Origin of the sequence: Pseudaeromonas aegiceratis, from assembly GCF_046254905.1 — a bacterium.
Classification (GTDB): Bacteria; Pseudomonadota; Gammaproteobacteria; order Enterobacterales; family Aeromonadaceae; genus Pseudaeromonas; species Pseudaeromonas aegiceratis.
In genome coordinates this window covers 686,843-713,690 of the sequence record NZ_CP158016.1, presented here as the reverse complement: position 1 = coordinate 713,690, position 26,848 = coordinate 686,843, and the positions used below count along the sequence as shown (strand labels likewise).

Genomic DNA, 26,848 nt, shown 5'->3' with positions numbered 1-26,848 from the left:
AGCTGAAATGGAACTCTATCTCGATACCGCCAACGTGCCGGAAGTGGAACGTCTGGCCGCCATCTACCCCATCGCCGGGGTCACCACCAACCCCAGCATAGTGGCCGCCGGTGGCCACTCCGTCTGGGATGTGCTGCCCCGTCTGCAGACGGTGATCGGCAAGGAGAAGCGGCTGTTCGCCCAGGTGCTGAGCCGGGAGACCGCCGGCATGGTCAACGAGGCCCGCAGCCTGCACGAAGTGGTGCCGGGGATCATCGTCAAGATCCCGGTGACCCCGGCGGGCCTGGCCGCCATCGGCCGGCTCACCGCCCTGGGCATTCCCACCCTGGGCACAGCCGTCTACAGCGCCGGCCAAGGGCTGCTGGCCGCCCTGGCGGGGGCGGAGTACGTGGCGCCCTACGTCAACCGGGTGGATGCCCAGGGTGGCGACGGCATCCAGATGGTGCGGGATCTGCAGCGCCTGCTGGAACTGCATGCCCCCCACAGCAAGGTGCTGGCCGCCAGCTTCAAGACCCCGCGTCAGGCCCTGGACTGCCTGCTGGCCGGCTGCGCCGCCATCACGCTGCCGCTGGACGTGCTGCAGCAGTTCCTGGCCGCCCCGGCGGTGGACGCCGCCGTGGCCAAGTTCGAGCAGGACTGGAGCCAGGCCTTCGGCCAGCTGACGCTCTAGCAACTCAGGCTAAGGCCTTCAGCCATAGAAAAAGGGCAGCCCATGGGCTGCCCTTTTGGCTGGCGTGCAGCTGGCGCTTAGCCCTTGAGCTTGGCGGCCACCTCGGCCACCCGGGCACCGTAGCGGGTGGCGGTTTCCAGATCCCCTGCCGGTATCACGTCGGCACCGGCATCGGAGGGGGATTGCACCAGCAGGCCCACTGAGCCCCCCAGGTTGTTCACATCCTGTCGGGTAGCGGCCTGGGTGTTGGCCGGCGGCAGCCCCAGGCTGACCCAGAGACCGCCGTGTTGGGAGGCCAGGGTCTGCAGGTAGATCAGGGTCACCTGCTTGTCACCGTTCAGGCTGGCGCTGTTGGTGAAACCACCGAACACCTTGTCCCGCCAGCCGCCGGTGAACCACACCTTGGAGGTGGCATCGGCAAACTTCTTGAACTGCCAGGGTACACCGCCCATGTAGGTGGGGGCGCCGAAGATGATGGCATCGGCCGCATCCAGCAGGGCGAAGTCCGCCTCGCTCACCTCACCCTCGGCACTCACCGCCACCAGGCTGGCCTCGGCACCCTTGGCCACATACTCGGCCACCCGCTTGGTGTGACCATAACCGGAGAAATACACCACCACTGTCTTAGCCATAACCTACCTCATCATTCTGTGCGTGTTTGAACATGGATTGCCGTGGAGGGTAGCCCCATTCGAGTTCAAGACCACCTTAGCCAGCATGGTATCCAGCAGAAACCAGGTTTACAATGAGTGGCGAAAAAGTGCCTTGGTTACCTGGAGGATACCGTGTCCGATCAACCCGCCTATGACGTCTACAGCCGCGACTGCCCGGCCCGCCTGTTCTTCGACCGCCTGGCCGAACGCTGGGTGCTGCTCATCATCAACTTGCTGCGCCAGGGCGATGCCCAGCGCTTCAGCGAGATCAAGCGGCGGGTCAACGGCATCTCCCAGAAGGTGCTGTCGCAAAAGCTCAAACAGCTGGAGCGGGATGGCCTCATCGCCCGCACCCTCTACCCCGAGGTGCCGGTGCGGGTGGAGTATCGTCTCACCCCCCTGGGGGGCTCCTTTGCCGAGACCATAGATCAGGTGGGGCAATGGGCGGAGCAGAACGTGGAGCAGATGCAGCGAGCCCAGGCCCAATACGATGCCCAACCCCCAGCCCAGGCCGGCGAACCCGGACTGCACTTTATCCGCCCGGCGCAGGAGTAGCCGCCCTCAGGCCGAGACGCCCGGCCCGCCGGCAAAGTAGCGCCGCTGCAAATCCTGGTGCGCCTCCTCCTTCAACCGGCTGATGAAGGTGGCCTCGGCCACCGACAGCCCCTGGCTGCGGCTCACCAGATAGATGTCCACCATGGGCAGGTCCTCATAGGGCGGCAGCGGCCAGAGATCGCCGTTGGCCACGAAGGGGGCGGCGCCGGAGACGGTGAGCACGCCAAAGCCCACCCCCGCCAGGATCAGCCGCCGCACCTCCTCGTCATTGGGCGACACGCCGATGAGATTGCCCCACAGGGCATGCTCCTGCCGCAGCCGGGTGATGGCCTGCAGCCCCTGACTGGGCTGCTCGCTTTCAAACGACACATAGGCAAAGCCCTGCAGCTGCTCCAGGGTCAGCTCCTCCTGGCCATACAGGGGGTGGGCCCGCCCGCAATAAAACGCCATCTGCTCGTGACCCAGCAGCTGATAGTCCACCCCTGCCTGGGGGCGCTGCATGGTGCACAGGCCGATGCCCAGCTGGCCTGCGGCTACCGCCGCGATGATCTCGGTGCTGGGCAGCACGCTCAGGTTATAGGTCACCTGGGGATAACGCTGATGAAAGGCCCCCAGGGTGCGATCCAGCGCCGGCAGGTGCAGGTGACTGGCCACCGCCAGATCGAGCTGGCCCCGCAGCTCGGGGGCCGCCGCGGCGAAGTGCCCCGCCAACTGGCGCAGGATGCGATGCACCGCCGCCGTATCCTCATACAGGCGCCGCCCCTGGTAGGTGAGGGCAAAGGCCCCCTTGCGCCGCAGCAGCAGCCGGGCCCCCAGCTGCTCCTCCAGCCGCTTGAGGCCGTTGCTGACGCTGGGCTGGCTGAGGTTCAGCCGCTGGGCCGCCGCCGTGATGCCCTCCTCCTCCACTATGGTGAAAAACAGGAACAAGAGGTTCCAGTCCAGGTTACGCAACAGGCGCTCCGCCGCCGCATTCGGTTCCATTGATTTCCTTCTCCGCTCAACAGGCGCCTCATGACACCCATAGCCATTGACTATGAATATCATACTAATAATTCATTTGAGAAATATATGGTGGCGCCGGACACTGACCCTATCCCGAGCCCAAGCTCGCCATCACACCAAGGAAGGCCCCATGTCCCTCAAGCTTACCGGCACCCTGACCCTCGCCCTGTTGGCTGGCCTCGCCAGCGGCACCCTGTCCGCCAAGGAGTGGAAGACCATCCGCATCGGCACCGAAGGCGCCTATGCCCCCTTCAACTTCATCGACGCCAACGGCCAGGTGCAGGGCTTCGACATCGACATCGGCAAGGCGCTGTGCGCCCAGATGCAGGCCCAGTGTGAATTCATCACCCAGGACTGGGACGGCATCATCCCAGCACTGCAGGCCGGCAAGTACGACGTCATCCTGGCCTCCATGTTCATCACCGAGGAGCGCAAGAAGCAGGTGGCCTTCACCGACCCCTACTACAAGGCCGCCATGACCTTCGTCGCCCCTAAGGAGGCGGACGTGCAGGACATCTCCCCCGCCGCCCTGGCCGGCAAGGTGATCGGCGCCCAGGCGGGCACCACCCAGGCGGACTACCTGACCCAGCTGTATGGCAAGTCGGACGTGCGCCTCTACCCCACCCAGGAGGCGGTGAACCTGGATCTGGCCTCCGGCCGGCTGGATCTGCAGATGGGCGACGCCCTGCCGCTGCTGATGTGGACCCGCACCACGGACGACGGCAAGTGCTGCCAGACCGTGGGTGAGATGGTGACGGATCCCAAGTACGTGGGGGACGGTGTGGGCATGGCGGTGCGCCTGAGTGACGACGATCTGCGCCAGCAGCTTAACCAGGCCCTGGCGGCCATCATAGCCGACGGCACCTATAAGAAGATCAACGCCAAGTACTTCCCCATCAACATCTACACCATGAAGTAAGGCCGCAGGCGGCGAGGAGTCTGGCATGAACTGGCAACTATTGAGCTGGGGCCCCACAGGCTGGGGCGATGAGCTGGTGGCAGGACTGGGGATCACCCTGGGTCTGGCCCTGGCCACCCTGCCGGTGGGCCTGCTGCTGGGCAGCCTCAGCTGCCTGCTGTGGTTCCGGGGTGGGCTGGCCCGTTGGCTGGCCCGCGCCTACACCACCATCATTCGCGGCACCCCGGAGCTGCTGACCCTGTTTCTGGTCTACAACGGGGTGGCCATGCTGCTGAACCGCCTGCTCTCTCGTGAGCATGGCGACTTCGTCAGCCTCAGCCCCTTCGTGGCCGGGGTCATCTCCCTGGGGCTGGTGCTGGGCGGCTATGCCGCCGAGGTGCTGCGCGGTGCCTATCAGTCCCTGGACCGAGGCCCCCGGGAGGCGGGTCTGGCCCTGGGAATGCGCCGCCACCAGGTGCTGCTGCTCATCGAGCTGCGGCCCCTGCTGCAGCTGGCCCTGCCGGGGCTGGGCAACCTCTGGCTCAACCTCATCAAGGACACGGCCCTGGTGTCGGTCATCGCCCTCAACGATCTGATGCGCATGGGGACTGTGGCGGTGGGTGCCACCCGCCAGCCCTTCTTCTTCTACCTGACGGTCTGCTTCATCTACTGGGGGGTCTGCGTGGCCTCCGAGTGGGGGCTGGCCCGGCTGCAACTTGGCTGCCGCCCCGGTGGCCGCCAGGGAGTACAACACGGAGGTCACGCCTGATGGACAGCCTGCAACACTACGGCACCCAGCTGCTAGCCGGCGCCGGTCTGACCCTGAAACTCACCCTGGGGGGCTACCTGCTGGCGGCCCTACTGGCCCTGCCCCTGGCGCTGCTGCTCTACCGGCGGCCCCGGCTGCTGACGCCCTTGGCCCGGCTCTATGTCTCGTTCTTTCGCGGCACGCCATTGCTGGGCCAGCTGTTTTTGCTCTACTACGGCGCCGGCCAGTTCCGCCCAGAGCTGCAGGCCCTGGGCCTGTGGGGCCTGCTGCGGGATCCCTTCAACTGCGCCCTGCTGACCTTCAGCCTCAACTCCGCCGCCTACCAGGCCGCCATCCTGCTGGGTGGCTTACAGGGGGTGAAGGCCGGTGAGGTGGAGGCCGCCCGGGCCTATGGCTTCAGCCCGGTGCAGCTCTACCGCCTGATCCTGCTGCCCAATGCCTATCGCATCGCCTTTCCGGCCCTGGGCAACGAGCTGATCCTGCTGCTCAAGGGCGGCGCCGTGGCCAGTATCGTCACCCTGCTGGATCTCATGGGCCAGACCCGGCGGCTGTTCTCCCAGACCTTCGACTTCACCGTCTACTGCTACGCGGCCCTGGGGTATCTGGTGATCACCAGCAGCCTCATCTGGCTGTGGCACCGGCTGGAGCGGCGGTTGATGCGCCACCTGCAACCGGCGGCACCGCCCCCGACCCAGCGCCTGGCACTCAGTCACTAACTACTTATTCACCCCTGAATCGTCGGCCACTCCCGGAGCACCGGGCGGCCTCTGTCGTCCCCAAAGGAGCACACATGGAACTCATCGAACTCAACGCCCCCTACCTGCTGTTTGTCGGCGATGCCCCGGATCTGCTGATGGCCAAGACCGCCAAGGGCGTGGCCCACTGGCGGCCGGACCGCTGCCTGGCCCAGCTGCGCTACCCGGAGAGCCCGGTGGATCTGGGCCTGCCGGACATGGACGTGGCCAGTGCCGCCGCCGCCGGCGCCAAGACCCTGGTGATCGGTCTGGCCCCCTTCGGCGCCAGCCTGCCCCAGCGCTGGATCGACACCTGTGTCGAGGCCCTGGCCCACGGCATGGACGTGGCCAGCGGCCTGCATATCCGCCTGGCCAACATCCCCGCCATCGTCGACGCCGCCGCCCGTTACGGCCGCCGCATCCTGGATGTGCGCAACCCGCCGGCCACCCTGCCCTGCGGCACCGGCCTGCCCCGCAGCGGCAAGCGGCTGCTCACCGTGGGCACCGACTGCTGCGTCGGCAAGATGTTCACCGCCCTGGCCATCCAGGCCGAGATGGCGGCCCGCAAGCTGCCCACCAGCTTCCGTCCCACCGGCCAGACCGGCATCCTCATCGAAGGCTACGGCGTCTCCGTGGATGCGGTGGTGGCCGACTTCATCTCCGGCGCCGTGGAGCTGCTGGCTCCGGCCAATGCCCCGGAGCACTGGGACATCATCGAGGGCCAGGGCTCCTTGTTCCACCCGGCCTACGCCGGGGTCAGCCTGGGGCTGCTGCACGGTGCCCAGGCCGATGTGCTGGTGGTCTGCCACGAGGCCGGCCGCAGCCAGATGGACGGCATGGAAGGCTACCCCATCCAGCCCATGGAGCAGGTGATCGCCACCAACCTGGCCATGGCCCGCCTCACCAATCCCAAGGCCCGGCTGGGGGGCATCGCCCTCAACACCGCCCGGCTGAGCGAGGCCGACGCCCTGGCTGCCATCGACGAGCTGGCCCAGCGCCTGGGCGTGGTGGTGGTGGATCCGGTCCGCACCGGCGTGGCGCCCCTGGTGGATGCCATCCTGGCCGGCGAGACCGCCTAAGATGCGCCGCCTGACGGTACGCAGCGAGCACTGGCCGCTGCACGAGCCCTTCATCATCTCCCGGCTGGATCCCTTTGTGGACGCCGCCGTGGTGGTGGTGGAGATCGAGGAGGATGGCCTGATCGGCCGCGGGGAGTGCGAGCACACGGATACCTACGAGGCGGACTACCCGGCCATATTGCCCCAGCTGGAGGCGGTGCGTGGCACCATCGAGGCCGGCGCCGATCGCCAGGCCCTGCAGCAGCTGCTGCCGCCGGGCTGTGCCCGCAGCGCCCTGGACTGCGCCCTGTGGGATCTGGAGGCCAAGCGGTCGGGGATGCCGGTCTGGCAGACTCTGGGCCTCACGCAGCCGCCGGCGCCCCTGACCACCGCCTTCACCCTGTCCCTGCGCAGCCCGCAGGAGATGGGTGAAGCCGCCGGTCGCGCCGCCGCCCGGCCGCTGCTCAAGCTCAAGCTGGGTCTGGCCCAGGGAGATCTGGAGCGGGTGGCCGCGGTGCGCGCCGCCGCCCCCCAGGCCCGGCTCATCGTCGATGCCAACACCGGCTGGCAGCGGCAGCAGCTCATCGACTACCTGCCGCAGCTCAAGGAACTGGGGGTGGAGCTGATCGAGCAGCCCTTCGCCGTGGGCTGCGAGGCCTGGCTCGAGGGCATCGATCGCCTGGTACCCATCGCCGCTGACGAGTCCTGCCTCAGCCGGGAGAGCCTGCCGGCGCTTATCGGCCGCTTCGATCTGGTGAACATCAAGCTGGACAAGAGCGGTGGCCTCACCGAAGCCTGGGCCCTGGCCCAGGCGGCCCGCGCCCACGGCTTTGAGATCATGGTGGGCTGCAATATTGGCACCTCCCTGGCCATGGCCCCGGCGGTGCTGCTGGCCCAGGGCGCCCGGGTGGTGGATCTGGACGGCCCCTTGCTGCTGAAGACCGACCATGCCCAGGGGCTGCAGTACGAGGGCAGCACCCTCTACCCGCCCCAGGCGGCGCTATGGGGCGGCTAATCGGCGACACACAGGGGGCTGAGCCCCCTTTTTTTCCGAGAGTCATCAGCCCCGAGAAGCGTTCGCCTTGGCGGCCACAAACTGAACCGCTAAATTGCACTGCATCGCCATGCCCAACTTGGAGTCAGCATGCATTACAAGCATCCTCTGCCCACCGCCTTGCGACTCAAAGCAGCCGGCTTTGCCGAGTTTGCCACGGGGGGCGCACAGGCCACGGTACAACTGCAGGATGGACGCCTATTCCCCCAGGCCCTGATCAGCAACGGTTCGGCCATCATCGCCCTGCGCGGCTATGCGGAACTGCCCTTTGCGGTGACTCAGATCGCCGATCTGTTTCAGAGTGAAGCCGACCTGAATCCTGACCAACGTGGCGGCTGGCACTACTGGGATACCTGGCAGTCTCCACAGCGGGACGAGTGACCTACCCCACCAGGCAAAAAGGGCGCACAATCGACCAATCCGTCCATTTGGAGCCCAACCATGCAAGCGCAACCCCATCCGCCGTTGGCCGCCGTGCTGACCTTGCTGCAGGCGTGCGATCTCCCCACCCGGGACATCCAGCCCGACCAGCGCCAGGGCTTCTGGTCCCTGGGCCCCACGGAACAACCGGACGGCATCATAGGCCTGGAGGTCCATGGCGGGCAGGGACTGCTGCGCTCCCTGGCGGTGCGGCCCGAGTGCCGCAGTCAGGGGCTGGCCCGGCAACTGCTGGCGACCGTAACGGCCCAGGCCCAGACCCTGGGACTGACGGATCTCTACCTGCTCACCACCACGGCGCCGGACTACTTTGCCCGCCAGGGCTTTACCCCGGTGGCGCGGGAGACGGTGCCACAGACCATCCGCCAGTGCAGCGAATTTGCCGCCCTCTGCCCCCAGAGCGCCATCGTCATGCGCCTGGCGCTCGAATCGGCATGACGGGGTTGCAGATCCGCCCGGCCACCCAGGCCGATCTGGCGGCGGTACAAGCCTGTGCCAGGGCAGCCTTCAGCCGCTACATCCCCCGCATGGAGAAGCTGCCCGGCCCCATGTGTTACGACTATGGCGCCAAGCTGGCGGCGGGCTGCCTGTATGTGGCCTGCTATCAGGGGCAGTTTGCCGGCTATCTGGTCTATTACCCCCAGGGCGACGGCCTGCACCTGGAGACCATCGCCCTGCTGCCTGCGCTGGCAGGGCGCGGACTGGGCCGGGCGCTGATCGGCCATGTGGAGCAGGCGGCCCGCACCGGCGGCTATGCCCAGGTGCTGGTCAACACCAACGAGGCCATGACGGAGAACCTGGCCATGTATCCCAGGCTCGGCTATCAGGAATACGATCGGCGGCTGGATGAGGGCTATCACAGGGTGTTTTTCCGCAAGCCCATCAATTAGAGGCACACCACAGCAGATAAAAAAAGACCGGGCAATTGCCCGGTCTTTTCAATGGGTTAGCCTTGGCTGGCAGATTACATCATGCCGCCCATGCCACCCATGCCGCCCATGTCCGGAGCCGCCGGGGCATCCTTCTTGGGCAGGTCGGTGACCATGCACTCTGTGGTGATCATCAGACCGGCCACGGAGGCGGCGAATTGCAGGGCGGAACGGGTCACCTTGGTGGGATCCAGGATACCCATCTCCAGCATGTCGCCGTAGGCTTCGGTGGCGGCGTTGTAGCCGAAGTTGCCTTCGCCTTCGCGCACCCGGTTGGCCACCACGGAGGGCTCTTCACCGGCGTTGTCGACGATCTGACGCAGGGGGGATTCCATGGCGCGCAGGGCAACGCGGATACCCACGGTCTGATCTTCGTTGTCACCGGTCAGGGCGGTCAGCTTGGAGGCCACCCGCACCAGGGCGACACCACCACCGGCCACCACGCCTTCTTCCACCGCGGCACGGGTCGCGTGCAGGGCATCTTCGACGCGGGCCTTCTTCTCTTTCATTTCCACTTCGGTGGCGGCACCCACCTTGATCACGGCCACACCGCCGGCCAGCTTGGCCACGCGCTCTTGCAGCTTTTCCTTGTCGTAATCGGAGGTGGACTCTTCGATCTGTTGACGGATCTGAGTCACGCGGGCTTCGATGGCGGAGACTTCACCGGCACCATCGATGATGGTGGTGTTTTCCTTGGTGATCACCACGCGCTTGGCACGGCCCAGATCTTCCAGGGTGGTCTTCTCCAGCTCCATACCGATCTCTTCGGAGACCACGGTACCGGCGGTGAGGATGGCGATGTCTTGCAGCATGGCCTTGCGACGGTCACCAAAGCCCGGCGCCTTGACGGCGGCGACCTTGACGATGCCACGCATGGTGTTGACCACCAGGGTAGCCAGGGCTTCGCCTTCCACGTCTTCGCCGACGATCAGCAGCGGCTTACCGGCCTTGGCCACGCCTTCGAGCACCGGCAGGATTTCGCGGATGTTGGAGATCTTCTTGTCCACCAGCAGGATGAAGGGATCTTCCAGTTCAACGGAGCCGGTTTCCGGCTTGTTGATGAAGTAGGGGGACAGGTAGCCACGGTCGAACTGCATCCCTTCCACCAGGTCCAGTTCGTCGTGCAGACCGCTGCCGTCTTCCACCGTGATGACGCCATCACGACCCACCTTCTCCATGGCCTCGGCGATCAGATCGCCCACGGTGGCATCGGAGTTGGCGGAGATGGTACCCACCTGGGCAATGGCCTTGGTGTCGGCGCAGGGCACGGACAGGGCCTTGAGTTCTTCCACGGCGGCGATCACGGCCTTGTCGATGCCGCGCTTCAGATCCATGGGGTTCATGCCGGCGGCCACGGCCTTCAGACCTTCGGTGATGATGGACTGGGCCAGTACGGTGGCGGTGGTGGTACCGTCACCGGCGGCGTCGTTGGCCTGGGAAGCAACTTCCTTGACCATCTGGGCGCCCATGTTCATGAACTTGTCTTCCAGCTCGATTTCCTTGGCCACGGACACACCATCTTTGGTGATGGTGGGGGCGCCGAAGGACTTATCCAGCACCACGTTGCGGCCCTTGGGACCCAGGGTAACCTTGACGGCGTTAGCCAGAACATTGACGCCCTCGAGCATCTTCACGCGAGCGTCGCTACCGAACAGTACGTCTTTTGCAGCCATGTTGTTCAATCCTTAAATTCTGTTATCGGGAAGGGCGGGATTATTCTTCGACAATCGCCAGGATGTCGGACTCGGACAGGATCAGCACGTCCTGGCCATCCAGCTTCTCGGTCTTCACGCCGTAGCCTTCGTTGAAGATCACCTTGTCACCGACCTTGACGGCCAGGGGCTTGACGTCACCGTTGTCCAGGATCCGGCCAGCGCCAACCGCCAGCACCTCACCACGGGTGGACTTCTGGGCGGCAGAGCCAGTCAGGACGATACCGCCCGCGGACTTGGCTTCAACTTCGGTGCGCTTGATGATTACACGGTCATGTAATGGACGGATTTTCATCGATAACTCTCCTACTGAGTGTTGTTACCTTCAGCGGCCGCTCCGGCCGGCTGTAATAAATGGAAATGCCCTTCCAATGTGGGGACGGGATCCACGCCTTCAAGGGGGGGCAGTAAAAAAATTTTCTCAGCGATCCTTGCGCTCGTACTCGCCGTCTACGGTGGTGCCCTGGGGGGCATCCCGGCCATCCTGCGTCAGCGGACCTGGGTCGACCGATGGATCGTCGGTCGGGGTAAAGCCCGGCGCCACCGGCACCGCCTTGAGCCAGCGGGATATGAGATAACGGCGCAGGGTCGGCTGCAACAATAGCAGACCCAGCAGATCGGTGAAGAACCCCGGCAGGATCAGCAGGCCGCCGGCCACGGCCAGCAGCAGGCCCTGCAGCATCTCGCCGGCCGGGGCCTGGCCCTGGGCCAGGCGCTGCTGGGCGGCCATCAGGGTCTTGAGCCCCTGGCTGCGCACCAGGGAGATGCCCAGTACGGCGGTGAACAACATGAGGGCCAGGGTGGCGAAGGCCCCCAGCACGGCGCCCACCTGGATGATGAGCCAGATTTCGATCAGGGCCAGCAGCAGAAACGCCGGCAGCAGTAATTTGGTCAAAGGAACCTCGGCTTGGCGGCCCACAGGCGGGCCCTGTTGCCTTATATGGTGACATTCCACCCGAATTCAAGGGCTATACCGCCGCGACCCAGGATAGAGCATGACGCCATGGATCCGCCCTTCATACAACCCAATACACTGGCCCGCAAGGGCCAGAGCCAAAATAACCACTGGCCAGTCACGCAATTCACAGATTGATGCACTAAAGATATAGTCAGACAGGTCCAGTCAGTTCCCCGGCGCCTCGCCACCGGTGCTGCAAGCTGTGATCCCGGTTACGGCAGGCCAGGGGGCTTCTGGCTCATGGTGTGGTTAGATGCCTGGTGCAAGATGGCCAGGTGGGTGTCTGACCCAGTTTGGCAAGCCGCAGCAAGGCCACGGGCCGAGGGAGAACACATGCAAGACGCAAAGGTACGCATCGAAGAGGATCTGCTGGGGGAGCGGGCGGTACCCGCCGAAGCCTATTACGGCATCCACACCCTACGGGCGGTGGAAAATTTCCAGATCAGCGATCGCTCCATCAACCAGGTGCCGGCCTTTATCAAGGGCATGGTGAAGACCAAACAGGCCGCCGCCCTGGCCAACGGTGAGCTGGGGCTGCTGCCGGAGGAGACGGTGGACGCCATAGTGCAGGCCTGCCGCCTGATGCTGGAACAGGACCGCTGCCTGGATCAGTTCCCCATCGATCTGTTCCAGGGCGGCGCCGGTACCTCGGTGAACATGAACGTCAACGAGGTGCTGGCCAACCTGGCGCTGGAGCTGCTGGGTCGCCCCAAGGGGGACTACGCCGTGGTGCACCCCAACGATCACGTCAACTGCTGCCAGTCCACCAACGACGCCTACCCCACGGGTTTTCGGGTGGCGCTGTATGAGAGCAGCGAAGTGGTGATCCACGCCCTCTCGTCCCTCATCGCCGCCTTCGACGAGAAGGCCAAGTCCTTCGACGAGATCCTCAAGCTGGGCCGCACCCAGCTGCAAGATGCGGTGCCCATGACCCTGGGCCAGGAGTTCCACGCCTGGGCGGTCACCCTCAACGAGGAGATAGGCCGCATCCACAAGGCGCGGGAGCTGCTGCTGGAGGTGAACCTGGGGGCCACCGCCATCGGCACCGGTCTCAACACCCCGCCGGAATATTCCGCCCTGGCGATCCAGAAACTGGCGGAGATCACTGGCGCCCCCTATGTGCCGGCAGAGGACTTAATCGAGGCCACCTCCGACTGCGGCGCCTATGTCATGCTGCACAGCGCCCTGAAGCGGCTGGCCATCAAGCTCTCCAAGGTGTGCAACGATCTGCGGCTGCTAAGCTCGGGCCCCCGGGCCGGTTTCAACGAGATCAACCTGCCCCAGCTGCAGGCCGGCTCCTCCATCATGCCCGCCAAGGTCAACCCGGTGATCCCCGAGGTGGTCAATCAGGTGGCCTTCAAGGTGGTGGGCAACGACATCACCATCACCATGGCCGCCGAAGCGGGACAGCTGCAGCTGAACGTCATGGAGCCGGTGATCGCCCAGTGCATGTTTGAGTCCATCTCTTTGCTGCAGAAGGCCTGCATCGGCCTGGAGCACAAGTGCGTGCGGGGCATCACCGCCAATCAGGCCATCTGCGAGGCCTATGTGTTCCACTCCATCGGCATCGTCACCCTGCTGAACCCCCACATCGGCCACCACATGGGGGACAAGGTGGGGCGGATCTGCGCCGAGACGGGTCGGTCGGTCAGGGAGGTGGTGCTGGAACTGGGCCTGCTCACCGAGGCGCAGCTGGACGAGATCTTCTCCCCCGCCAACCTGCGGCGGCCCCAGTACCGCGGTCGCCGTTATCCCCGCGGCGTGCGCAGTACCGACCAGGCCTGATCCCCGGCCCCGCCGACCTGACCACCTCAGCCCCACCGTCGCCCCGCATGACGGTGGGGTTCTTGCACCCACCAAGCTCCAGGGGCACGCCATGGAACGATGATTTTTCATATTTGGCTGGCTATAGTAGGGCCAGACCCCCCTTATCGGAGGCCCCATGACTGAGACCCTACTGGTATTATGCACCTGCCCCAACCGAGGCGTGGCCGAGCTGCTGGCCCGCCAACTGGTGGAGCACCGTTTAGCCGCCTGCGTCAATCTCATCAAGGGGGTCACCTCCATCTACCTCTGGGAGGGAGAGATGGAAGAGACCCAGGAAGTCCAGATGCTGATCAAGACCCGCAACAGCCTGTTTGAACCCCTGCGTCAATTCATCCGCCAACACCACCCCTATCAGGTGCCGGAGATCCTGGGCCTGCACGTCTGCCAGGGGGACAGAGAATACTTGAACTGGATACAGGAGAGTCTGGGGTGCGACTGATCGCCTGGCTGGCCTGCCTGCTGCTGTTGTCCATCGGCCCGACGCGGGCCGATGCGCTGTTGGACAGCCTGCTGCCCCCCAGCCAGAGCACGCCCCAGTTTCTGCCGGTAGAACAGGCCTTTGCCCTCAGCTGGCAACAGGAGGGGGAGCAGGTGCGGGTGCACTTCGATCTCGCCCCCGGCTACTACCTCTATCGCGACAAGCTCGGCTGGCAGGCCCAGGGGGCCGAGGTGAGTGCCCCAAGCCTGCCCGAGGCCCGGCCCCATCAGGACGACTTCTTCGGTGAGACCTGGGTCTATTACGATCAGCTGGACTTCAGCCTGCCCCTATCGGGCATCCAGGCGGGCGCCACCCTGAGCCTGCGTTACCAGGGCTGCACCGAGGGGCTCTGTTATCCCCCGGTGCAGGCCAGCCTGTCCCTGACACCCACAGCCCCAGTCCAGCCGGCGGAGACAACACTGGCCAGCGCCCCCCAGCCGGTGACAACCCCGGCCACAAGCGATAACAATCCCCTGGCCCGGGGCGGTGCCATGGGCCTGCTGCTGTTCTTCGTCCTGGGTCTGGGCCTGTCCCTCACTCCCTGCATGTTCCCCATGTACCCCATCTTGAGCAGCCTGCTGCTGGGCAATCAGGGGCTCAGCCCCCGGCGCGGCGCCTGGCTGGCCCTGCTCTATGTCCAGGGCATGGCCATCACCTACAGCCTGCTGGGGCTGGCCATCGCCAGCCTGGGAGCCGGGCTGCAGGCCCAGCTGCAACAGCCCTGGGTACTGTGGGGCGCCAGCGGCCTGTTCGTGCTGTTGGCCCTGGCCATGTTCGGCCTGTATCAGCTGCAGCTGCCCGGCCAGCTGCAGGGTCGGCTGCACCAGCTGACCAACCGCTTGCCCAGCGGCAACGACCTGGGGGTGCTGCTGATGGGCGCTCTGTCGGCCCTGGTCTGCTCCCCCTGCACCACGGCCCCCCTGTCCGGCGCCCTGCTCTACGTGGCCCAGGGGGGGGATCGCCTGTACGGCGCCGCCGCCCTCTATCTGCTGAGTCTGGGCATGGGGCTGCCCCTGCTGCTCATCGGCGCCTTCGGCAACCGCTGGCTGCCCCGGGCCGGTCGCTGGATGGTGAAGGTCAAGACGCTGTTCGGTTTCGTGCTGCTGGCGGTGCCCCTGCTGCTGCTGGAGCGCTTGCTGCCGGATTGGCTCATCCACCTCGCCGCCCTCTTGCTGGCGCTGGCGGCCTTGGGTTACCTGCTCAAGGACTGGGAGCCGCCCAAGTACCCGCGGCTGGGCAAGGGCGCCCTGCTGTTGACCATAGCCCTGCTGGGGGGCCTGTGGGCCTGGCCACGCCAGGCGGCGCCGGGACTGACCTTTACTGAGGTGGCGGGCCTGCCGGCCCTGCAACAGGCCCTGGCCCAGGCCCGCCAGGAGGGTCAGCCTGTGCTGCTGGATCTGTACGCCGACTGGTGTGTGGCCTGCCGCCAATATGAGGAGGAGACCTTCCGGGATCCGGCCGTCCAGCAAGCCCTGGCCCCCTACCGCCTGTTGCGGGTGGATGTCACGGCGGCCAGCAGCGAGAACCAGCAACTGCTCAGTCAGCTACAGGTGTTTGGCCTGCCGACCCTGCTGTTTTACGGCGATCAACCGGAACCCGTGGCCCGACTGGACGGCTTCGTGCCACCGCGGCGCTTTGTTTCTCATATGGAAACCATTTTCAACTAAGCCGGCGCCACGCGTAGCCTATCCTGTGCTCCAGCGCCATTTTTCGCGGATCTTTTCCGCTAACCGCTTGAGATGGCTGAGTAAAAAAACTAGTCTGTTCGCTTCTCAACCAATCGAGCCGTATCGCCATGAACCAGAGCCATCCGTCCCGGCGCTCAGGCCGGACTCTCATCCATGACGATCACTGCCCACAGGCAGCGGTCGCCTCTGTGTTCAAGCACCCGGTCCCCCAGGAGGCCCGGCGATGAACGACTGGTCCCTCTACATGGTGCGGGACGGCTACGGCTGTCTGTATACCGGCATCAGCACAGATGTCTCTCGCCGCCTGGGGGAGCACACCAATGGCACGGGAGCCCGGGCCCTGCGGGGCAAGGGCCCCCTGGAGTTGGTATTCCAGCGGCAGGTGGGCGGCCATAGCCATGCCCTGCGCCTGGAATACCTGCTCAAACGCTGGCCCAAGTGGCGCAAGGAGGCGCTGCTGCGGGGCGAATGCTGCCTGCCAGAACTGCAGTAGGGCCCACCCTCAGACACGAAAACGCCAGCCCATGGGCTGGCGTTTTTTATTGCTGCGCTGGCGCTTAGAAGTCGTAGCGCAAGCCCACGGCGACGATATCCTCGTCGGTGTTGCCGAATTGGCGGGCCTCAGAGGCACTCAGCTGATTCCAGCGGTAGTCCACATAGGCCTGGATACTGGGGTTGAACTGGTAGAAGCCCCCCAGGCTGACGTACTCGGTCAGAGTGGCATCGATCCCCTGGCTGCCTTCCTTCACGTCGGTGCGGACATAGGCCAAAGAGGGCTTGAAGGCATTGGTCAGCTGGTACTGCAGCACGGCTTCATAGCCCTGGCTCTTGTCGAAGAAGCCGTTGACGGTGCCGTTATAGACGTGGTGACGACCATAGGAGTAGGTGGCAGCCGCGTAGAGGCGGTTGGCATCGTACTTCACCCCCACCCCGGTCAGCTGGGCATCCTGATACCCCCCGAAGCTGGCATTGGCGCGCTGGTCACTGGTCTTGTTCACCCGGTTGTAGGCGGCGGCCAGGCTCAGGCCCATGGGCGAATCGTAACCAGCCAGCAGGGCATAACCTTCGCCGTTGTTGCTGGACCAGCTGTCATCATCCTGGTGCTGGGCATCGGCCTGCCCCGTGTACTGCAGGCCGGCAAACAGCCCCTGGTAGCTGATGTTGTACTGCAGCAGACCGCTGTTGCGCCCCGTCCCCAACTGGTCGGCGCCGCTGCCCAGGCCGTCACCGCCGAACTCAGGCAGCACGTCGGTATAGTCGTTCAGCTTGGAAAACAGACCGTACTGGCGACCATAGCTGAAGGCGCCGAAGTCACCGCCCAGGCCGGCATAGGCCTGACGCACTTCATCGTTGTCGCTGCCGGAGGTGGGCAGGTTGTACTCGAAAGAACCAAAACCGTACAGAGCCGGATTGATCTGGGTCCGGCCATCGAGACCGAACCGCAGATAACTCTGGTCGCCACGGCTGGCCTCATCGCCAGAGCCATAGTACAACCCCACGGCACGACCATTGAGGTCGATCTGAGTACCCTCTTGATCGTACAGGGAAACGGCTTGTACGGCGGAGACGCCAAGCAGTGAGGGGATCATCAGTGCCAGAGCAGAAGGCTTCATCATCATACCGTCATCATTCCTTATTGTTTGCCGCAGGCCAGTCCTGCGGGAATCGGCCCCCGATTTGCGGGGCTCGCCCTGGGGACTATAGGCATGGGCCCTAAACCTTGACTGAACCGGCTGCGACACGCCGCCCAAGCCAGCCTAGGAAGAACACCGGTTGGAGCGCGGCCTTGTCAGCAAAAAGGAGGGATGGCGGACAAGCCGAAGGAATGACAGAACAAAAGAGGACGGTGACCTCGGGCTCACCCAGTGGGTCACCGGCCAGTCGCGGCGGACTGGTTTAGCGAAACACTTTACTTTAAAGTTGAAAATTCATGGTGTTGTCGCGGAAAGCCCTGCCTGGAGGCCGGTATGTTCGGACTGATCAGACGCTTCTCCCTGCCCCTGGGCCTGCTGCTGGCCCTGGGGATGGCCGCCCTCATCAACCTGCAGCTCAACAGCGTGCCCATGGTGCGCGCCGCCCCCCGTCATCCCGTCTTCACCCTGAGCCAGGCCAGCGATGCCGAGGCCCTGGCCCGAGGGGAGTCCATCGTCAAGCTGGGCCCCTGCCTGTTCGGCCTCTATTCCGGCACCCAGGCCTTCGCCTCGGTGGCCGATGCCCGTGACTACCAGGGCGCCCGCGGTCTGGATGGCCAGCAATGGCGCATCTTCCGCCTCTCCGGGGATTACCGGCTGGATGTGACGGACGGGGTGCTGAACAAGAGCCTGCAGCTGGTGGCACCTGTCCCCTAACCCGCCGGGCGCGGTGGCCCCACCAGGCTATGCCGCTCCCGGTAATGGATGGGGGACAACCCCATGCGCCGCTTGAAGGCGGTGGAGAAGTGGTAGGGATTTTCGTAGCCCAGGCGATCGGCGATCAACTTCAACGGCCAGGGCGTGGTCTGCAGCCAGTGACTGGCCCGCTGCAGGCGCAGCCATTCGATATGCTGCATGGGGCTGCGGCCCAACTGGGCGCTGAACAGGCGGTGCAGCTGGGCTCGAGAGCAGCCCAGCCGGCGGGCCAACTCCTCGGTAGACCAGGGATAGGCCAGGTTCTGCTGCACCTGCTGGATCACCTGCTGCAACCGGGCGGTCAGGCCGCTGGGGGCCCCTTCGGTGAGCAACCGCCGCAGCTGCAGGCTGAGCAACTGGGTCAGGGCAGAGAGCACCTGGCCGCTGAGCAGATCCCGGCGGCTCTGTTCCGCCTGCAACTGCTGCATCAGGGGCCGCAGGCTCACCACCTCAGGCCGGCTGTAACGCGCCACCTCCCGGGGTGGATTGAGCTCCCGGCCATCCTGATCCAGCAGCAGGAACACCTTCTCCCACGGATCCCCCTCCAGGGTACGCAGCTCATAGGGCGCTCCGGCGGGCACGCAGAGGATGTCACCGCGGCGCAGCCGCTGAACCCGCCCGTCCACCTGACTCCAGCCTTCGCCGGAGAGGGTGATCTCCAATAACGGAAACGCCAGCTGCTGGGCCACCCGGTAATGGCCGGCCAGCTGGGCATAGCCCACCACCTGCAGACCAAAGCCCTCCGCCAGGCTGCCGGTGCGGCAGTCAAAGATATTCTGCTGGCTCTCTTCGCTGAGTTCTATGATGGGACTATGAGACAAATAGACATCCTGACGAAACAGCCAAGTATGGGGATAGGCCTATAAAAACTGAGAGAATGGCCGACGTCAAGTTGTTGATCTGGACTCCCTGGTGCAACAAAGAGAGAGGTTCTCTCGGGATGGCTTGTGCAGGGGCCTGGTGAGTCACAACCATTGTCTCAGGGCTGGTTGAACGTTCAGCTTGATCCTTATGTTGTTTCTTTTGAATGCCGCCACCACACTTCTGGCGGCATTTTTTTATCCGCCGCCCCTCAGGCCGTCGCCTCGCGCTTGGCGGGCACCAAGGAGAGCACAGTCTCCCCGGCCTTGGGTGGTGCCGAGCCCTCCACCTCCATAACCCGCAACCGCCCCTTGTCCGTCACCACAAACAGCGGCAACGCATCCGGATGGGTCTTTTGGTAATCCTGCCAGTTGAAGGCCTCCCCCAGTCGGGTGGCCTTGACCTGGGCTCCCAGCGCCAGCTGGGTGGTGAGCTTGGCGTAGGTGGCATCCGGGGCAAACAGCCGCTGCCGCGCCCGGAAGGTCCGGCTCTCGCAGTTGAGCCGCCCCTGTTCGCTGGCCCGCAAGGAGAACACCTTGTCCACCCCCAGCAGGTGGGCAAAGTGCAGCACCCCCAGGGCGTTCTGATGGCGGTTAGGCGACAACGCCAGCACCCAGCGCACCGACCCCAGGGGCAGCTGTCGCTCCGCCTGCTCGGATTGCGGATTGCCGTAATAGCTGGGCAGGCCGCTCATGCGGGCCTGACGGTAGTAATCCCACACCGGATCCGCCAGCAGCACGGGAATGTTCTGCTCCTTGAGGGCCAGGGCGATGACCCGTGCCAGGTGGTTGGCGCCAATGATGAGCACCAGACTGGCCTTGGGTTGCTGCACCTTGAGCCAGCGGGCCAGGGGGGAGGCCGTCAGGCTCTGCACCACCACGGTGGCGATGATCACCGCAAACACCAGGGGCACCAGCTTGTCGGCATCGGGCACCGCGGCCTGCTCCAGGGAGGCGGCGAAGGCCGACCCCACCGCCGCCGCCACTATGCCCCGCGGCGCCACCCAGGCCAGCAGGGCCCGGGCCCGCCAGCTGAGATCGCTGCGCCAGGTGGAGAGCAGGATGCACAGGGGCCGCGCCACCAGTTGCACCACCAGCAGCAGCGCCAGCACCATGGGGCCCAACTGCCACAGCTGATGCATGTCCAGCCGGGCGGCCAGCAGGATAAACAGGGTGGAGATGAGGATGACGCTCAAGTCCTCCTTGAAGGCCAGGATCTCCTCCAGATCCAGATCCGAGCGGTTGGCCAGATAGAGCCCCATGACGGTGACGCTCAAGAGCCCAGACTCGTGGCTCAAGAAGTCCGAGAAACCAAACAGCCCCAGCACGGCGGCCAGGGTGGCAAACTTCTGCAGCTTGGCCGGCAGCCAATCCCGGCGGATCAGCAGGGCCAACAGCCAGCCCCCCAGCCAGCCCAGGCCAAAGCCCACCGCCAGGGTGCGCCCCAGGGCCTGCAGCGTGTGCCAGAACACCCCATCCGGGCTATGCAGGGCCACCGCCTCAAACACCAGCACCGCAAACAGGGCGCCGATGGGGTCGATGACGATCCCCTCCCAGCGCAGGATGCGATCGATCTCGGGGGTGGGGCGGATGACGTTGAGCATGGGGGCGATGACGGTGGGCCCCGTCACCACCAGCACGGCCCCCAGCACCAGGGCCACCTGCCAGGCCAGGCCCAGCAGGAAGTGGCTGGCCACGGCGATAACGGCAAAGCTGGCCAACATCCCGATGGAGCAGAGGTTGCGCACCACCTTGCCGATGCCCTTGAGCTCCGACAGGTGCAATCCCAGGGCGCCTTCAAACAAGATGATGGCCACCGACAGGGAGACGATGGGGAACAGCAGATCCCCCATGATGGCATCGGGGTTCAGCACCCCGGCCACCGGCCCCAGGGCCAGGCCGGTGAGCAGCAAAAACAGGATGGCCGGCACCCGCAGCGACCAAGCCAGCCATTGGGCCAACACGGAAACGAGCGAAATCGCCGCCAGCATCAATACCGTCATGCAGTCTCCTTGCAGGCTGGCCGGGGGATCCCGGCGGAGCATTCAGGCCTCACAGTGCCCCATCAGGCGGCGTTTGACAACCAGACGAGGCCAGCGTCAGGCATAAAAAAACCGGCCCTATAGGCCGGTTTTTCGGGCAGCTGCGCCTTATTTCTTGGCGGCGGCCGGCTTAGCTTCCGGCTTGGCGTCGGCCTTGGCATCCGGCTTGACGATGTCCAGCAGTTCCACTTCAAACACCAGGACGGAGTTGGGCGGAATGGAGCCGGCACCCTGCTCGCCGTAGGCCAGCTCGGAGGGCAGGAACAGCTTGTACTTGGAACCGACGGTCATCAGCTGCACGCCTTCGGTCCAGCCCGGGATCACGTGATCCAGCGGGAACTCGGCCGGTTCTTTACGATCGTAGGAGCTGTCGAACTTGGTGCCGTCGATCAGGGTGCCGGTGTAGTGCACCTTCACCACGTCGCTGGCCTTGGGCTTGTCACCCTTGCCTTCGGTGATCACCTGATACTGCAGGCCGGACTTGGTGACCTTCACCCCGTCCTTCTTGGCGTTCTCTTCCAGGAACTTCTTGCCCTTCTCCAGGTTGCCCTTGGCATCGTCCTCAGCCTTCTTGGCCGCGGCTTCATTGATCTTCTTGTCGTAAGCCTTCAGGGCCTTTTCCAGCTCCTCATCGCTCATCTTCGCCTGCTTGGCCAGGCCATCCTGCACACCGCGCAGGATCACTTCGTTGTCCAGGGACACACCCAGCTCTTGCTGACGAGCCAGGGTATTGCTGATGTAACGGCCCATGGACAGACCGATGGCATAGCCGGATTGCTGTTCGAAGGTCTTGAGTTCAACCTGAGCCGGCTGCTCGGCCTTGGTGTCCTCTTTCTGGCAGCCGGTCACGGCGACAGCTACGGCTACTGCCATCAGGGACATCTTGAAAAATTGCTTCATCATCATCTCCGCGATTGGAATCATTCTCTTTGTTTGTCAATTAAAAGAGAGGCTTATTAAGACAAGCGTTTTATACTACCCCCTAGATGGAGTCGAACAATAGCGTGGATCCAGCAATAATGAAAAAAATCTCTCGCTGGCTGGCCGCCGGTCTGCTGGGATTGCTGGCCGCCTGTACCGGTGGCAGTGATCCCCTGGCCCAGTGGGAACAGGCCCCTAACGGTTCTTACGCCGCCGATCTGACCGAGGATGGCCGGATCTCGGTGGTCTCCACCGTGGACCGCGGGGTGCTGGTGTGGGATCTGCCGCAAAACAAGGTCCGCTACCAGTGGGAGCACAAGGAAGGCGCGGCCAACGATGTCTTTCTGGTGCGCATCTCGGCCAGCGGCACCCATGCCGTCACCGCCGGTCGCAACGACTTCGTCATCTGGGATCTGGAGACGGGTAAGGCAGTGGGTTACTACTCCCAGGACCAATCCAGCATCCGCGACATCGCCATCTCCAGCTACGGCCGCTACGTGCTCATCGGCCGCGGCGACGGCAAGGTGGAACACGTGGATCTCAAGACCGGCCGCCGGCTGGAGTTTCTCGGCCATACCGAGAAGATCAACTCGGTGGATCTCTCCCCCAACGGCCGTTACGCCCTCACCGGCGGCAACGATTATGCCGCCTACCTGTGGGATACCCAGAGCGGCCAGGTGATCTGGCGTTTCAATCACGGCAGCCGGGTCAGCAAGGTGGCGCTGGATCCCATGGGGCGTTACGCCTTCACCGCCGACAGCCAGAGCAAGGCCAACATCTGGTCCCTCAAGGATGGCAAGCGGCTCAGCCAGTTGAAAATACCGGCCAGACAGCTGATCTTCAGCGCGGTGCGGTTTGCCAACGACGGCAAGTGGCTGATCACCGGCTCCCCGGCCCGCCGTCTGCAACTGTGGGACGTACTCACCGGCCAGCAGCTCAAGGCCTGGCAGGTCTCGGCCCGCAACAAGCTCCGCCCCTCCGGCGGGGTCATCTACTCGGTGGCCCTGCAGGATGACAATCGAATCATCACCACCAGCTCCAGCGGTCTGGCTGAAGCCTGGTCGGTACAATGAGGTCATGATGCAAGACGAGTTACAATCCCTGCTGGAACGGCTGGAAACCCGGCTGGCCTTCCAGGAAGACACCATAGAACAGCTCAACCAGGCGCTGATCCAGCAACAGCGCCAGTTGGACGCCCTGCATGAGAAGATGCGCGCCGTGCAAACCAAACTCCAAGAGGTGCAAGGCTCGCCGGTGGCCAGCCAAGCCGAAGAGACACCGCCGCCACATTATTAACGGCCATAAAAAAACCGCCCGAGGGCGGTTTTTTTATGGGGCTGGGCGCAGCGGCACGGCCTTAGTGGCTATGGCAACCACCGCCGCCACAGCACTGATGCTCTTCTTCTTCGGCATGCTCATGCCCGTGACCACCGCAGCAGCCCTCTTCGCCATGCTCATGACCTTGACCGCCGCAGCAGCCCTCGTCACCATGGTCGTGACCGCCGCAGCAACCGCCACCATGGACGTGACCATGGGCAATCTCCTCGGCGGTGGCGGCACGCACGTCGCGCACCGTCACGGCGAACTGCAGGTTCACCCCGGCCAGCGGGTGGTTGGCATCCACCTTGACGAACGCTTCGGACACTTCCACCACGGTCACCGGACGATGGCCATCGTCGGTATCGGCCACGAAGGTGTCCCCTTCGGCCACTTCCATGCCGTCGAACAGCTCACCCGGCACCTCTTGCACCAGCTCTTCGTGGTACTCGCCATAGGCGTCGGCGGCATCCACCTTCAGCTCGAAGCTGTCGCCAGGCTCGCGGTCATACAGTGCCTTCTCCAGACCCGGGACCAGGAAACCGGCGCCGTGCAGGTAGACCAAGGGCTCGCGACCTTCGGTGCTGTCCAGCACCTCACCCGCTTCGTCCGACACTGTGTAATCAAGGGTAACTACGCTCAGATGGCTTACTTTCATATCTAACTTCCGGCTGGCACTGTGGATAAATTGCCGCCAGCATACCGGAAAAAAGCCGAACTGAATACACAACCGGCCCGCCATCTGCCCCCATGGCGGTTTTAACGTATAATGCGCCCTCGATTTGCCACCAGTGCTGTATCCATGCCCTATCCCATCGAGTATTTGTACCAGCGCAGCCCCCATCTTGTGCTGCCCCAACGCCAGCGGGAACCCTATGCCCAGCTGTTGCATCTGTATGGCGGCAGCGCTCTGCTGCGCCTGGGCAAGCAGCAGTGGTTGCTACCCAAAGGCAGCAGCGTCTGGCTGCCGGCGGAGTGCCTGTACAGCCTGACCCGGCTGGCCGGCGCCGAGCTGTGCCGGGTGCGTTGCTCGGTGCGCGTCAGTCCGTCGCTGCCCCAGGCGGCCGGCTTCTTGACCGACGCCCCCCTGTTGGCCCCGCTGCTCGATAGCCTCAGAGACGATAGCGATCGCGACTGGCAGGGGGCCCATGGCCGCAAGCTGCGGGTGCTGCTCGACACCTTGCAAACCAGCACCTTGCGGCAGCAGGCCAGCTTGGCAGCCCTGGCCCCGGGGCTGGCCGCCGTGCTCGCCGTCATCATGGACGGGGGCGCGGCCGACGCCCAGGCCGATGCCTGGCAGCAGAGCAGCGGCCTGTCGCCCCGCAGCCTGCCGGCCCGCTTTCGCGCGGCCCTGGATCTGGGGCCCGACCAGTGGCAGAGCCAGTGGCAACTGCTGCAGACCCTGGAGGGGATCAAACACGGCCTAAGCGAGGCCCAGGCCGCCGAGGCCGCCGGTCTGAACGGCCTGGCCGCCTATCAACGCCTGGTGCAGCGCTACCTGCCCACCCACGCCCAAGCCGGCAACCGGAGTTCAGCGTCATGATCCTCGCCTCCCACATCGAACTGCTGCGCGGCAGCACCAAGCTGCTGGAAGATGCCAGCGCCACCATACACCCGGGCCAGAAGGTGGGTCTGGTGGGGCGCAACGGCTGCGGCAAGTCCTCCCTGTTCGCCCTGATCAAGGGCCAGCTGCAGGTGGACAACGGCCAGCTGAGCGTGCCCGCCGGCTGGCAGATCGCCAGCGTGGCCCAGGAGACGCCGGCCCTGGACATGCCGGCCCTGGAGTACGTCATCGACGGCGATGAGGAATACCGCCAGCTGGAACAGGCCCTGGCGGACGCCACAGAGGCGGATGACGGCCTCAGGGTGGCGGAGCTGCACGGCAAGCTGGAGGCCATCGACGGCTGGAGCATCCGTGCCCGGGCCGGCGCCCTGCTGCACGGCTTGGGCTTTGCCGCCGAGCAGCAACAATCCCCGGTGCGGGCCTTCTCCGGTGGCTGGCGTATGCGGCTGAACCTGGCCCAGGCCCTGCTGTGCCGCTCCGATCTGCTGCTCTTGGACGAACCCACCAACCACCTGGATCTCGATGCGGTGATCTGGCTCGAAGGCTGGCTCAGAGGCTACCGCGGCACCCTGCTGCTCATCTCCCACGACCGGGACTTTCTCGACAAGGTGGTGGGGCGCATTATTCATATCGAAAACGGCAAGCTCAACGAATACACGGGTGGCTACTCGGACTTCGAGCTGCAGCGCGCCGAACAGCTGGCCCAGCATCAGGCGCTGTATGAGCGCCAGCAACAGACCCTGGCCCACATGCAATCCTATGTGGAACGCTTCCGCTACAAGGCCACCAAGGCCCGTCAGGCCCAGAGCCGCCTGAAGGCCATGGAGCGGATGGAGCGGATCCTGCCCGCCCACGTGGACTCGCCCTTTCATTTCGGCTTCCGCACCCCGGATGCCCTGCCCACCCCCTTGATGCGCATGGAGCAGCTGTCCGCCGGCTATGGCGACAAGCGGGTGCTGGAGCAGATCAAGCTCAACCTGGTGCCGGGTTCGCGCATCGGCCTGCTGGGGCGCAACGGCGCCGGTAAATCCACCTTCATCAAGCTGCTGGCCGGCGAGCTGGCACCCTTATCCGGTGAGCTGGAGCCCGCCAAGGGCGTCAAGATCGGCTACTTTGCCCAGCATCAGCTGGAATACCTGCGGGGTGACGAGAGTCCCCTGGCCCACCTCACCCGCCTGGCCCCCCAGGCCAGCGAGCAGGAGCTGCGCAACTACCTGGGGGGCTTCGACTTCCACGGTGACAAGGCCCTCTCCCCGGTCGCCCCCTTCTCCGGCGGTGAAAAGGCCCGCCTGGTGCTGGCCCTGGTGGTGTGGGAAAAACCCAACCTGCTGCTGCTGGACGAACCCACCAACCACCTGGATCTGGAGATGCGCGAGGCCCTGACCCTGGCGTTGCAGGGCTTCGAGGGGGCCATGGTCATCGTCTCCCACGATCGCCACCTGCTGCGCACCACCACAGACGATCTCTACCTGGTGCACGACGGCCGGGTCGAGCTGTTCGAGGGGGATCTGGACGACTACCACAGATGGCTGCTGGATCACGACAAGGCCCAAGCCACGCCCCCCGGCACGGTCGAGCCGACCCAGAACAGCGCCGCCGCCCGCAAGGATCTCAAGCGCCGGGAGGCGGAGTTCCGCCAGAGCCTGCGCCCCCTCAAGCAGCGGCTCGACAAGCTGGAGAAGCAGCTGGAGTCCCTGCAAGGGGAGCTGGACGAGATAGCGCAGGCCCTGGCCGATCCGGCGATCTATCAGGAGTCGGCCAAGGCCCAGCTGACCACGCTGCTCAGTCGCCAGGGCCCCTTGAAGCAAGCCCTGGAGGGGGTCGAGCTGGAGTGGATGAGCCTGGGAGAAGAGATAGAGCAAAAGGAGCAGGACTTTGCCCAATCCCTGTGAGCCAGCCGGTCTCACTCCGGCCGAGCTGTGGCAGCAAACCCAGGCCCTCTACCGCGAGCCCGGGGTGGAGACCCTCTGCCTGCAAGCCCAGGACAAGGCCGGTGCCGACATCAACCTCCTGCTGCTGCTCATCCTGCTGGCCCGCAGAGGCCAAGGGGTGCAGCTGCCGCCGCTGCTGGCCGCCAGCCAGCGCCAGGCGGCGGTGCTCAAGCCCTGGCGCGCCCTGCGCCGTCGCCTCAAGACCCGGCTGGAGACATGTGATTACCAGGCCCTGCTCGCCCATGAGCTGGCGCTGGAACAGTGGGCCCAGGAGGGGCTGTTGGCCGCGCTCCTCCTTGGCAAAGCCCCCAGTCTGACCGACTATTTAACTCATCTTGGCCTGGATCAGAGCCCGCTACGGCAACCGCTGCTGACCCTGGCAACGCCCTCAGCCCCGGAATAG

General features: G+C 64.9%; 30 protein-coding genes. 20 read left to right on the top strand and 10 right to left on the bottom strand.

Translation table 11 applies throughout. The features are described 5' to 3' along the window. The first annotated feature begins 7 nt into the window (after positions 1-7). Positions 8-670, top strand: coding sequence for a fructose-6-phosphate aldolase (fsa, locus tag ABHF91_RS03575; protein ID WP_409422106.1), 663 nt, complete (start codon positions 8-10; stop codon positions 668-670). 77 nt (positions 671-747) lie between these two features. Here the strand turns inward: fsa and ABHF91_RS03570 are convergent, their stop codons facing one another. After that, positions 748-1,302 carry a flavodoxin family protein gene (locus tag ABHF91_RS03570; protein ID WP_409422105.1) on the bottom strand — a complete coding sequence of 185 codons (555 nt, stop codon included), beginning with the start codon at positions 1,300-1,302 and terminating at the stop codon, positions 748-750. Between the two features lie 153 nt (positions 1,303-1,455). Here ABHF91_RS03570 and ABHF91_RS03565 point away from each other — a divergent pair, with 153 nt between their 5' ends. Continuing rightward, positions 1,456-1,878: a winged helix-turn-helix transcriptional regulator gene (locus ABHF91_RS03565; RefSeq protein ID WP_409422104.1), complete on the top strand. Its 423-nt coding sequence runs from the start codon at positions 1,456-1,458 to the stop codon at positions 1,876-1,878. A gap of 6 nt (positions 1,879-1,884) precedes the next feature. Here the strand turns inward: ABHF91_RS03565 and ABHF91_RS03560 are convergent, their stop codons facing one another. After that, on the bottom strand, positions 1,885-2,859 hold the full coding sequence (locus tag ABHF91_RS03560; RefSeq protein ID WP_409422103.1) for a LysR family transcriptional regulator: 975 nt from the start codon (positions 2,857-2,859) through the stop codon (positions 1,885-1,887). A 151-nt stretch (positions 2,860-3,010) separates the two neighbouring features. Between ABHF91_RS03560 and ABHF91_RS03555 the strand changes: the two genes are divergently transcribed. The 8 genes from ABHF91_RS03555 (at position 3,011) to ABHF91_RS03520 (ending at position 8,721) form a co-directional block, all read left to right on the top strand. Then, positions 3,011-3,799: an ABC transporter substrate-binding protein gene (locus ABHF91_RS03555; protein ID WP_409422102.1), complete on the top strand. Its 789-nt coding sequence runs from the start codon at positions 3,011-3,013 to the stop codon at positions 3,797-3,799. A gap of 25 nt (positions 3,800-3,824) precedes the next feature. Further along, positions 3,825-4,547, top strand: a complete 723-nt coding sequence (locus ABHF91_RS03550; protein WP_409422101.1) for an ABC transporter permease — start codon at positions 3,825-3,827, stop codon at positions 4,545-4,547. Beyond that, positions 4,547-5,263 carry an ABC transporter permease gene (locus tag ABHF91_RS03545; protein ID WP_409422100.1) on the top strand — a complete coding sequence of 239 codons (717 nt, stop codon included), beginning with the start codon at positions 4,547-4,549 and terminating at the stop codon, positions 5,261-5,263. Before ABHF91_RS03550 ends, ABHF91_RS03545 begins: the two co-directional genes overlap by 1 nt. Positions 5,264-5,337: 74 nt before the next feature. Further along, positions 5,338-6,360, top strand: coding sequence for a DUF1611 domain-containing protein (locus tag ABHF91_RS03540; RefSeq protein WP_409422099.1), 1,023 nt, complete (start codon positions 5,338-5,340; stop codon positions 6,358-6,360). Position 6,361: 1 nt separating this feature from the next. Continuing rightward, positions 6,362-7,354, top strand: a complete 993-nt coding sequence (dgcA, locus tag ABHF91_RS03535) for an N-acetyl-D-Glu racemase DgcA (protein ID WP_409422098.1) — start codon at positions 6,362-6,364, stop codon at positions 7,352-7,354. Positions 7,355-7,483: 129 nt separating this feature from the next. Then, complete coding sequence (locus ABHF91_RS03530) at positions 7,484-7,774, top strand: hypothetical protein (RefSeq protein WP_409422097.1); 291 nt, start codon at positions 7,484-7,486, stop codon at positions 7,772-7,774. 60 nt (positions 7,775-7,834) lie between these two features. Then, positions 7,835-8,269, top strand: coding sequence for an arsenic resistance N-acetyltransferase ArsN2 (gene arsN2, locus ABHF91_RS03525; protein ID WP_409422096.1), 435 nt, complete (start codon positions 7,835-7,837; stop codon positions 8,267-8,269). Continuing rightward, positions 8,266-8,721 carry a GNAT family N-acetyltransferase gene (locus ABHF91_RS03520; protein WP_409422095.1) on the top strand — a complete coding sequence of 152 codons (456 nt, stop codon included), beginning with the start codon at positions 8,266-8,268 and terminating at the stop codon, positions 8,719-8,721. The genes arsN2 and ABHF91_RS03520 overlap by 4 nt, the downstream gene beginning before the upstream one ends. Positions 8,722-8,795: 74 nt before the next feature. Here ABHF91_RS03520 and groL read toward each other — a convergent pair whose 3' ends face one another. The 3 genes from groL to ABHF91_RS03505 form a co-directional block, all read right to left on the bottom strand. Beyond that, positions 8,796-10,433, bottom strand: a complete 1,638-nt coding sequence (gene groL, locus ABHF91_RS03515) for a chaperonin GroEL (protein WP_409422094.1) — start codon at positions 10,431-10,433, stop codon at positions 8,796-8,798. Positions 10,434-10,473: 40 nt separating this feature from the next. Next, positions 10,474-10,767, bottom strand: coding sequence for a co-chaperone GroES (locus ABHF91_RS03510; protein ID WP_409422093.1), 294 nt, complete (start codon positions 10,765-10,767; stop codon positions 10,474-10,476). A gap of 126 nt (positions 10,768-10,893) precedes the next feature. After that, positions 10,894-11,367, bottom strand: a complete 474-nt coding sequence (locus ABHF91_RS03505) for an FxsA family protein (RefSeq protein ID WP_409422092.1) — start codon at positions 11,365-11,367, stop codon at positions 10,894-10,896. Positions 11,368-11,763: 396 nt separating this feature from the next. On the opposite strand from ABHF91_RS03505, the gene aspA reads away from it, so the two are divergent. From aspA to ABHF91_RS03485, 4 genes are all read left to right on the top strand, one after another. Beyond that, positions 11,764-13,215 carry an aspartate ammonia-lyase gene (aspA, locus tag ABHF91_RS03500; protein WP_409422091.1) on the top strand — a complete coding sequence of 484 codons (1,452 nt, stop codon included), beginning with the start codon at positions 11,764-11,766 and terminating at the stop codon, positions 13,213-13,215. Positions 13,216-13,372: 157 nt separating this feature from the next. Continuing rightward, positions 13,373-13,696, top strand: coding sequence for a divalent-cation tolerance protein CutA (cutA, locus tag ABHF91_RS03495; protein WP_409422090.1), 324 nt, complete (start codon positions 13,373-13,375; stop codon positions 13,694-13,696). Then, positions 13,687-15,402 (top strand): protein-disulfide reductase DsbD, encoded by a 1,716-nt coding sequence (gene dsbD / locus ABHF91_RS03490; protein ID WP_409422089.1) that lies wholly within the window; start codon positions 13,687-13,689, stop codon positions 15,400-15,402. The genes cutA and dsbD overlap by 10 nt, the downstream gene beginning before the upstream one ends. Before the next feature lie 244 nt (positions 15,403-15,646). Continuing rightward, complete coding sequence (locus ABHF91_RS03485) at positions 15,647-15,916, top strand: GIY-YIG nuclease family protein (RefSeq protein ID WP_409422088.1); 270 nt, start codon at positions 15,647-15,649, stop codon at positions 15,914-15,916. A gap of 64 nt (positions 15,917-15,980) precedes the next feature. On the opposite strand, the gene ABHF91_RS03480 is transcribed toward ABHF91_RS03485, so the two are convergent. Further along, positions 15,981-17,036, bottom strand: coding sequence for a porin (locus ABHF91_RS03480; RefSeq protein ID WP_409423075.1), 1,056 nt, complete (start codon positions 17,034-17,036; stop codon positions 15,981-15,983). Between the two features lie 354 nt (positions 17,037-17,390). Between ABHF91_RS03480 and ABHF91_RS03475 the strand changes: the two genes are divergently transcribed. Then, positions 17,391-17,771 carry a hypothetical protein gene (locus tag ABHF91_RS03475; RefSeq protein ID WP_409422087.1) on the top strand — a complete coding sequence of 127 codons (381 nt, stop codon included), beginning with the start codon at positions 17,391-17,393 and terminating at the stop codon, positions 17,769-17,771. Here the strand turns inward: ABHF91_RS03475 and ABHF91_RS03470 are convergent. The 3 genes from ABHF91_RS03470 to fkpA all read right to left on the bottom strand — a co-directional run bounded on the left by ABHF91_RS03470 (position 17,768) and on the right by fkpA (position 21,612). Next, the gene (locus tag ABHF91_RS03470; protein WP_409422086.1) at positions 17,768-18,631 is read right to left on the bottom strand and encodes a helix-turn-helix domain-containing protein; all 864 of its coding nucleotides are present in this window, start codon (positions 18,629-18,631) and stop codon (positions 17,768-17,770) included. The genes ABHF91_RS03475 and ABHF91_RS03470 overlap by 4 nt on opposite strands. Positions 18,632-18,882: 251 nt before the next feature. Then, positions 18,883-20,673 carry a cation:proton antiporter gene (locus ABHF91_RS03465; protein ID WP_409422085.1) on the bottom strand — a complete coding sequence of 597 codons (1,791 nt, stop codon included), beginning with the start codon at positions 20,671-20,673 and terminating at the stop codon, positions 18,883-18,885. A 147-nt stretch (positions 20,674-20,820) separates the two neighbouring features. Continuing rightward, positions 20,821-21,612, bottom strand: a complete 792-nt coding sequence (gene fkpA, locus ABHF91_RS03460; RefSeq protein ID WP_409422084.1) for an FKBP-type peptidyl-prolyl cis-trans isomerase — start codon at positions 21,610-21,612, stop codon at positions 20,821-20,823. Positions 21,613-21,731: 119 nt separating this feature from the next. Between fkpA and ABHF91_RS03455 the strand changes: the two genes are divergently transcribed. Next, positions 21,732-22,706: a WD40 repeat domain-containing protein gene (locus ABHF91_RS03455; protein WP_409422083.1), complete on the top strand. Its 975-nt coding sequence runs from the start codon at positions 21,732-21,734 to the stop codon at positions 22,704-22,706. A 7-nt stretch (positions 22,707-22,713) separates the two neighbouring features. Continuing rightward, positions 22,714-22,929, top strand: coding sequence for a SlyX family protein (locus ABHF91_RS03450; protein WP_409422082.1), 216 nt, complete (start codon positions 22,714-22,716; stop codon positions 22,927-22,929). Between the two features lie 61 nt (positions 22,930-22,990). Here ABHF91_RS03450 and ABHF91_RS03445 read toward each other — a convergent pair whose 3' ends face one another. After that, positions 22,991-23,608 carry a peptidylprolyl isomerase gene (locus tag ABHF91_RS03445; protein WP_409422081.1) on the bottom strand — a complete coding sequence of 206 codons (618 nt, stop codon included), beginning with the start codon at positions 23,606-23,608 and terminating at the stop codon, positions 22,991-22,993. 144 nt (positions 23,609-23,752) lie between these two features. On the opposite strand from ABHF91_RS03445, the gene ABHF91_RS03440 reads away from it, so the two are divergent. Genes ABHF91_RS03440 through ABHF91_RS03430 form a run of 3 tightly spaced genes read left to right on the top strand, consistent with a single transcriptional unit; the run spans position 23,753 to position 26,848 of the window. Then, positions 23,753-24,493, top strand: a complete 741-nt coding sequence (locus tag ABHF91_RS03440) for a hypothetical protein (protein ID WP_409422080.1) — start codon at positions 23,753-23,755, stop codon at positions 24,491-24,493. After that, positions 24,490-26,406, top strand: coding sequence for an ABC transporter ATP-binding protein (locus ABHF91_RS03435; protein ID WP_409422079.1), 1,917 nt, complete (start codon positions 24,490-24,492; stop codon positions 26,404-26,406). The genes ABHF91_RS03440 and ABHF91_RS03435 overlap by 4 nt, the downstream gene beginning before the upstream one ends. Continuing rightward, positions 26,390-26,848 carry a TIGR02444 family protein gene (locus ABHF91_RS03430; protein WP_409422078.1) on the top strand — a complete coding sequence of 153 codons (459 nt, stop codon included), beginning with the start codon at positions 26,390-26,392 and terminating at the stop codon, positions 26,846-26,848. The genes ABHF91_RS03435 and ABHF91_RS03430 overlap by 17 nt, the downstream gene beginning before the upstream one ends.

What these genes read in the sequence shown, in the direction of transcription:
- fsa (WP_409422106.1), top strand. Translation starts at nt 8, where the DNA reads ATGGAACTCTATCTCGATACCGCCAACGTGCCGGAAGTGGAACGTCTG.
- ABHF91_RS03570 (WP_409422105.1), bottom strand. Translation starts at nt 1,302, where the DNA reads ATGGCTAAGACAGTGGTGGTGTATTTCTCCGGTTATGGTCACACCAAG.
- ABHF91_RS03560 (WP_409422103.1), bottom strand. Translation starts at nt 2,859, where the DNA reads ATGGAACCGAATGCGGCGGCGGAGCGCCTGTTGCGTAACCTGGACTGG.
- ABHF91_RS03555 (WP_409422102.1), top strand. Translation starts at nt 3,011, where the DNA reads ATGTCCCTCAAGCTTACCGGCACCCTGACCCTCGCCCTGTTGGCTGGC.
- ABHF91_RS03550 (WP_409422101.1), top strand. Translation starts at nt 3,825, where the DNA reads ATGAACTGGCAACTATTGAGCTGGGGCCCCACAGGCTGGGGCGATGAG.
- ABHF91_RS03545 (WP_409422100.1), top strand. Translation starts at nt 4,547, where the DNA reads ATGGACAGCCTGCAACACTACGGCACCCAGCTGCTAGCCGGCGCCGGT.
- ABHF91_RS03540 (WP_409422099.1), top strand. Translation starts at nt 5,338, where the DNA reads ATGGAACTCATCGAACTCAACGCCCCCTACCTGCTGTTTGTCGGCGAT.
- dgcA (WP_409422098.1), top strand. Translation starts at nt 6,362, where the DNA reads ATGCGCCGCCTGACGGTACGCAGCGAGCACTGGCCGCTGCACGAGCCC.
- ABHF91_RS03530 (WP_409422097.1), top strand. Translation starts at nt 7,484, where the DNA reads ATGCATTACAAGCATCCTCTGCCCACCGCCTTGCGACTCAAAGCAGCC.
- arsN2 (WP_409422096.1), top strand. Translation starts at nt 7,835, where the DNA reads ATGCAAGCGCAACCCCATCCGCCGTTGGCCGCCGTGCTGACCTTGCTG.
- ABHF91_RS03520 (WP_409422095.1), top strand. Translation starts at nt 8,266, where the DNA reads ATGACGGGGTTGCAGATCCGCCCGGCCACCCAGGCCGATCTGGCGGCG.
- groL (WP_409422094.1), bottom strand. Translation starts at nt 10,433, where the DNA reads ATGGCTGCAAAAGACGTACTGTTCGGTAGCGACGCTCGCGTGAAGATG.
- ABHF91_RS03510 (WP_409422093.1), bottom strand. Translation starts at nt 10,767, where the DNA reads ATGAAAATCCGTCCATTACATGACCGTGTAATCATCAAGCGCACCGAA.
- aspA (WP_409422091.1), top strand. Translation starts at nt 11,764, where the DNA reads ATGCAAGACGCAAAGGTACGCATCGAAGAGGATCTGCTGGGGGAGCGG.
- cutA (WP_409422090.1), top strand. Translation starts at nt 13,373, where the DNA reads ATGACTGAGACCCTACTGGTATTATGCACCTGCCCCAACCGAGGCGTG.
- ABHF91_RS03485 (WP_409422088.1), top strand. Translation starts at nt 15,647, where the DNA reads ATGAACGACTGGTCCCTCTACATGGTGCGGGACGGCTACGGCTGTCTG.
- ABHF91_RS03480 (WP_409423075.1), bottom strand. Translation starts at nt 17,036, where the DNA reads ATGAAGCCTTCTGCTCTGGCACTGATGATCCCCTCACTGCTTGGCGTC.
- ABHF91_RS03475 (WP_409422087.1), top strand. Translation starts at nt 17,391, where the DNA reads ATGTTCGGACTGATCAGACGCTTCTCCCTGCCCCTGGGCCTGCTGCTG.
- ABHF91_RS03465 (WP_409422085.1), bottom strand. Translation starts at nt 20,673, where the DNA reads ATGACGGTATTGATGCTGGCGGCGATTTCGCTCGTTTCCGTGTTGGCC.
- fkpA (WP_409422084.1), bottom strand. Translation starts at nt 21,612, where the DNA reads ATGAAGCAATTTTTCAAGATGTCCCTGATGGCAGTAGCCGTAGCTGTC.
- ABHF91_RS03455 (WP_409422083.1), top strand. Translation starts at nt 21,732, where the DNA reads ATGAAAAAAATCTCTCGCTGGCTGGCCGCCGGTCTGCTGGGATTGCTG.
- ABHF91_RS03450 (WP_409422082.1), top strand. Translation starts at nt 22,714, where the DNA reads ATGCAAGACGAGTTACAATCCCTGCTGGAACGGCTGGAAACCCGGCTG.
- ABHF91_RS03445 (WP_409422081.1), bottom strand. Translation starts at nt 23,608, where the DNA reads ATGAAAGTAAGCCATCTGAGCGTAGTTACCCTTGATTACACAGTGTCG.
- ABHF91_RS03440 (WP_409422080.1), top strand. Translation starts at nt 23,753, where the DNA reads ATGCCCTATCCCATCGAGTATTTGTACCAGCGCAGCCCCCATCTTGTG.
- ABHF91_RS03435 (WP_409422079.1), top strand. Translation starts at nt 24,490, where the DNA reads ATGATCCTCGCCTCCCACATCGAACTGCTGCGCGGCAGCACCAAGCTG.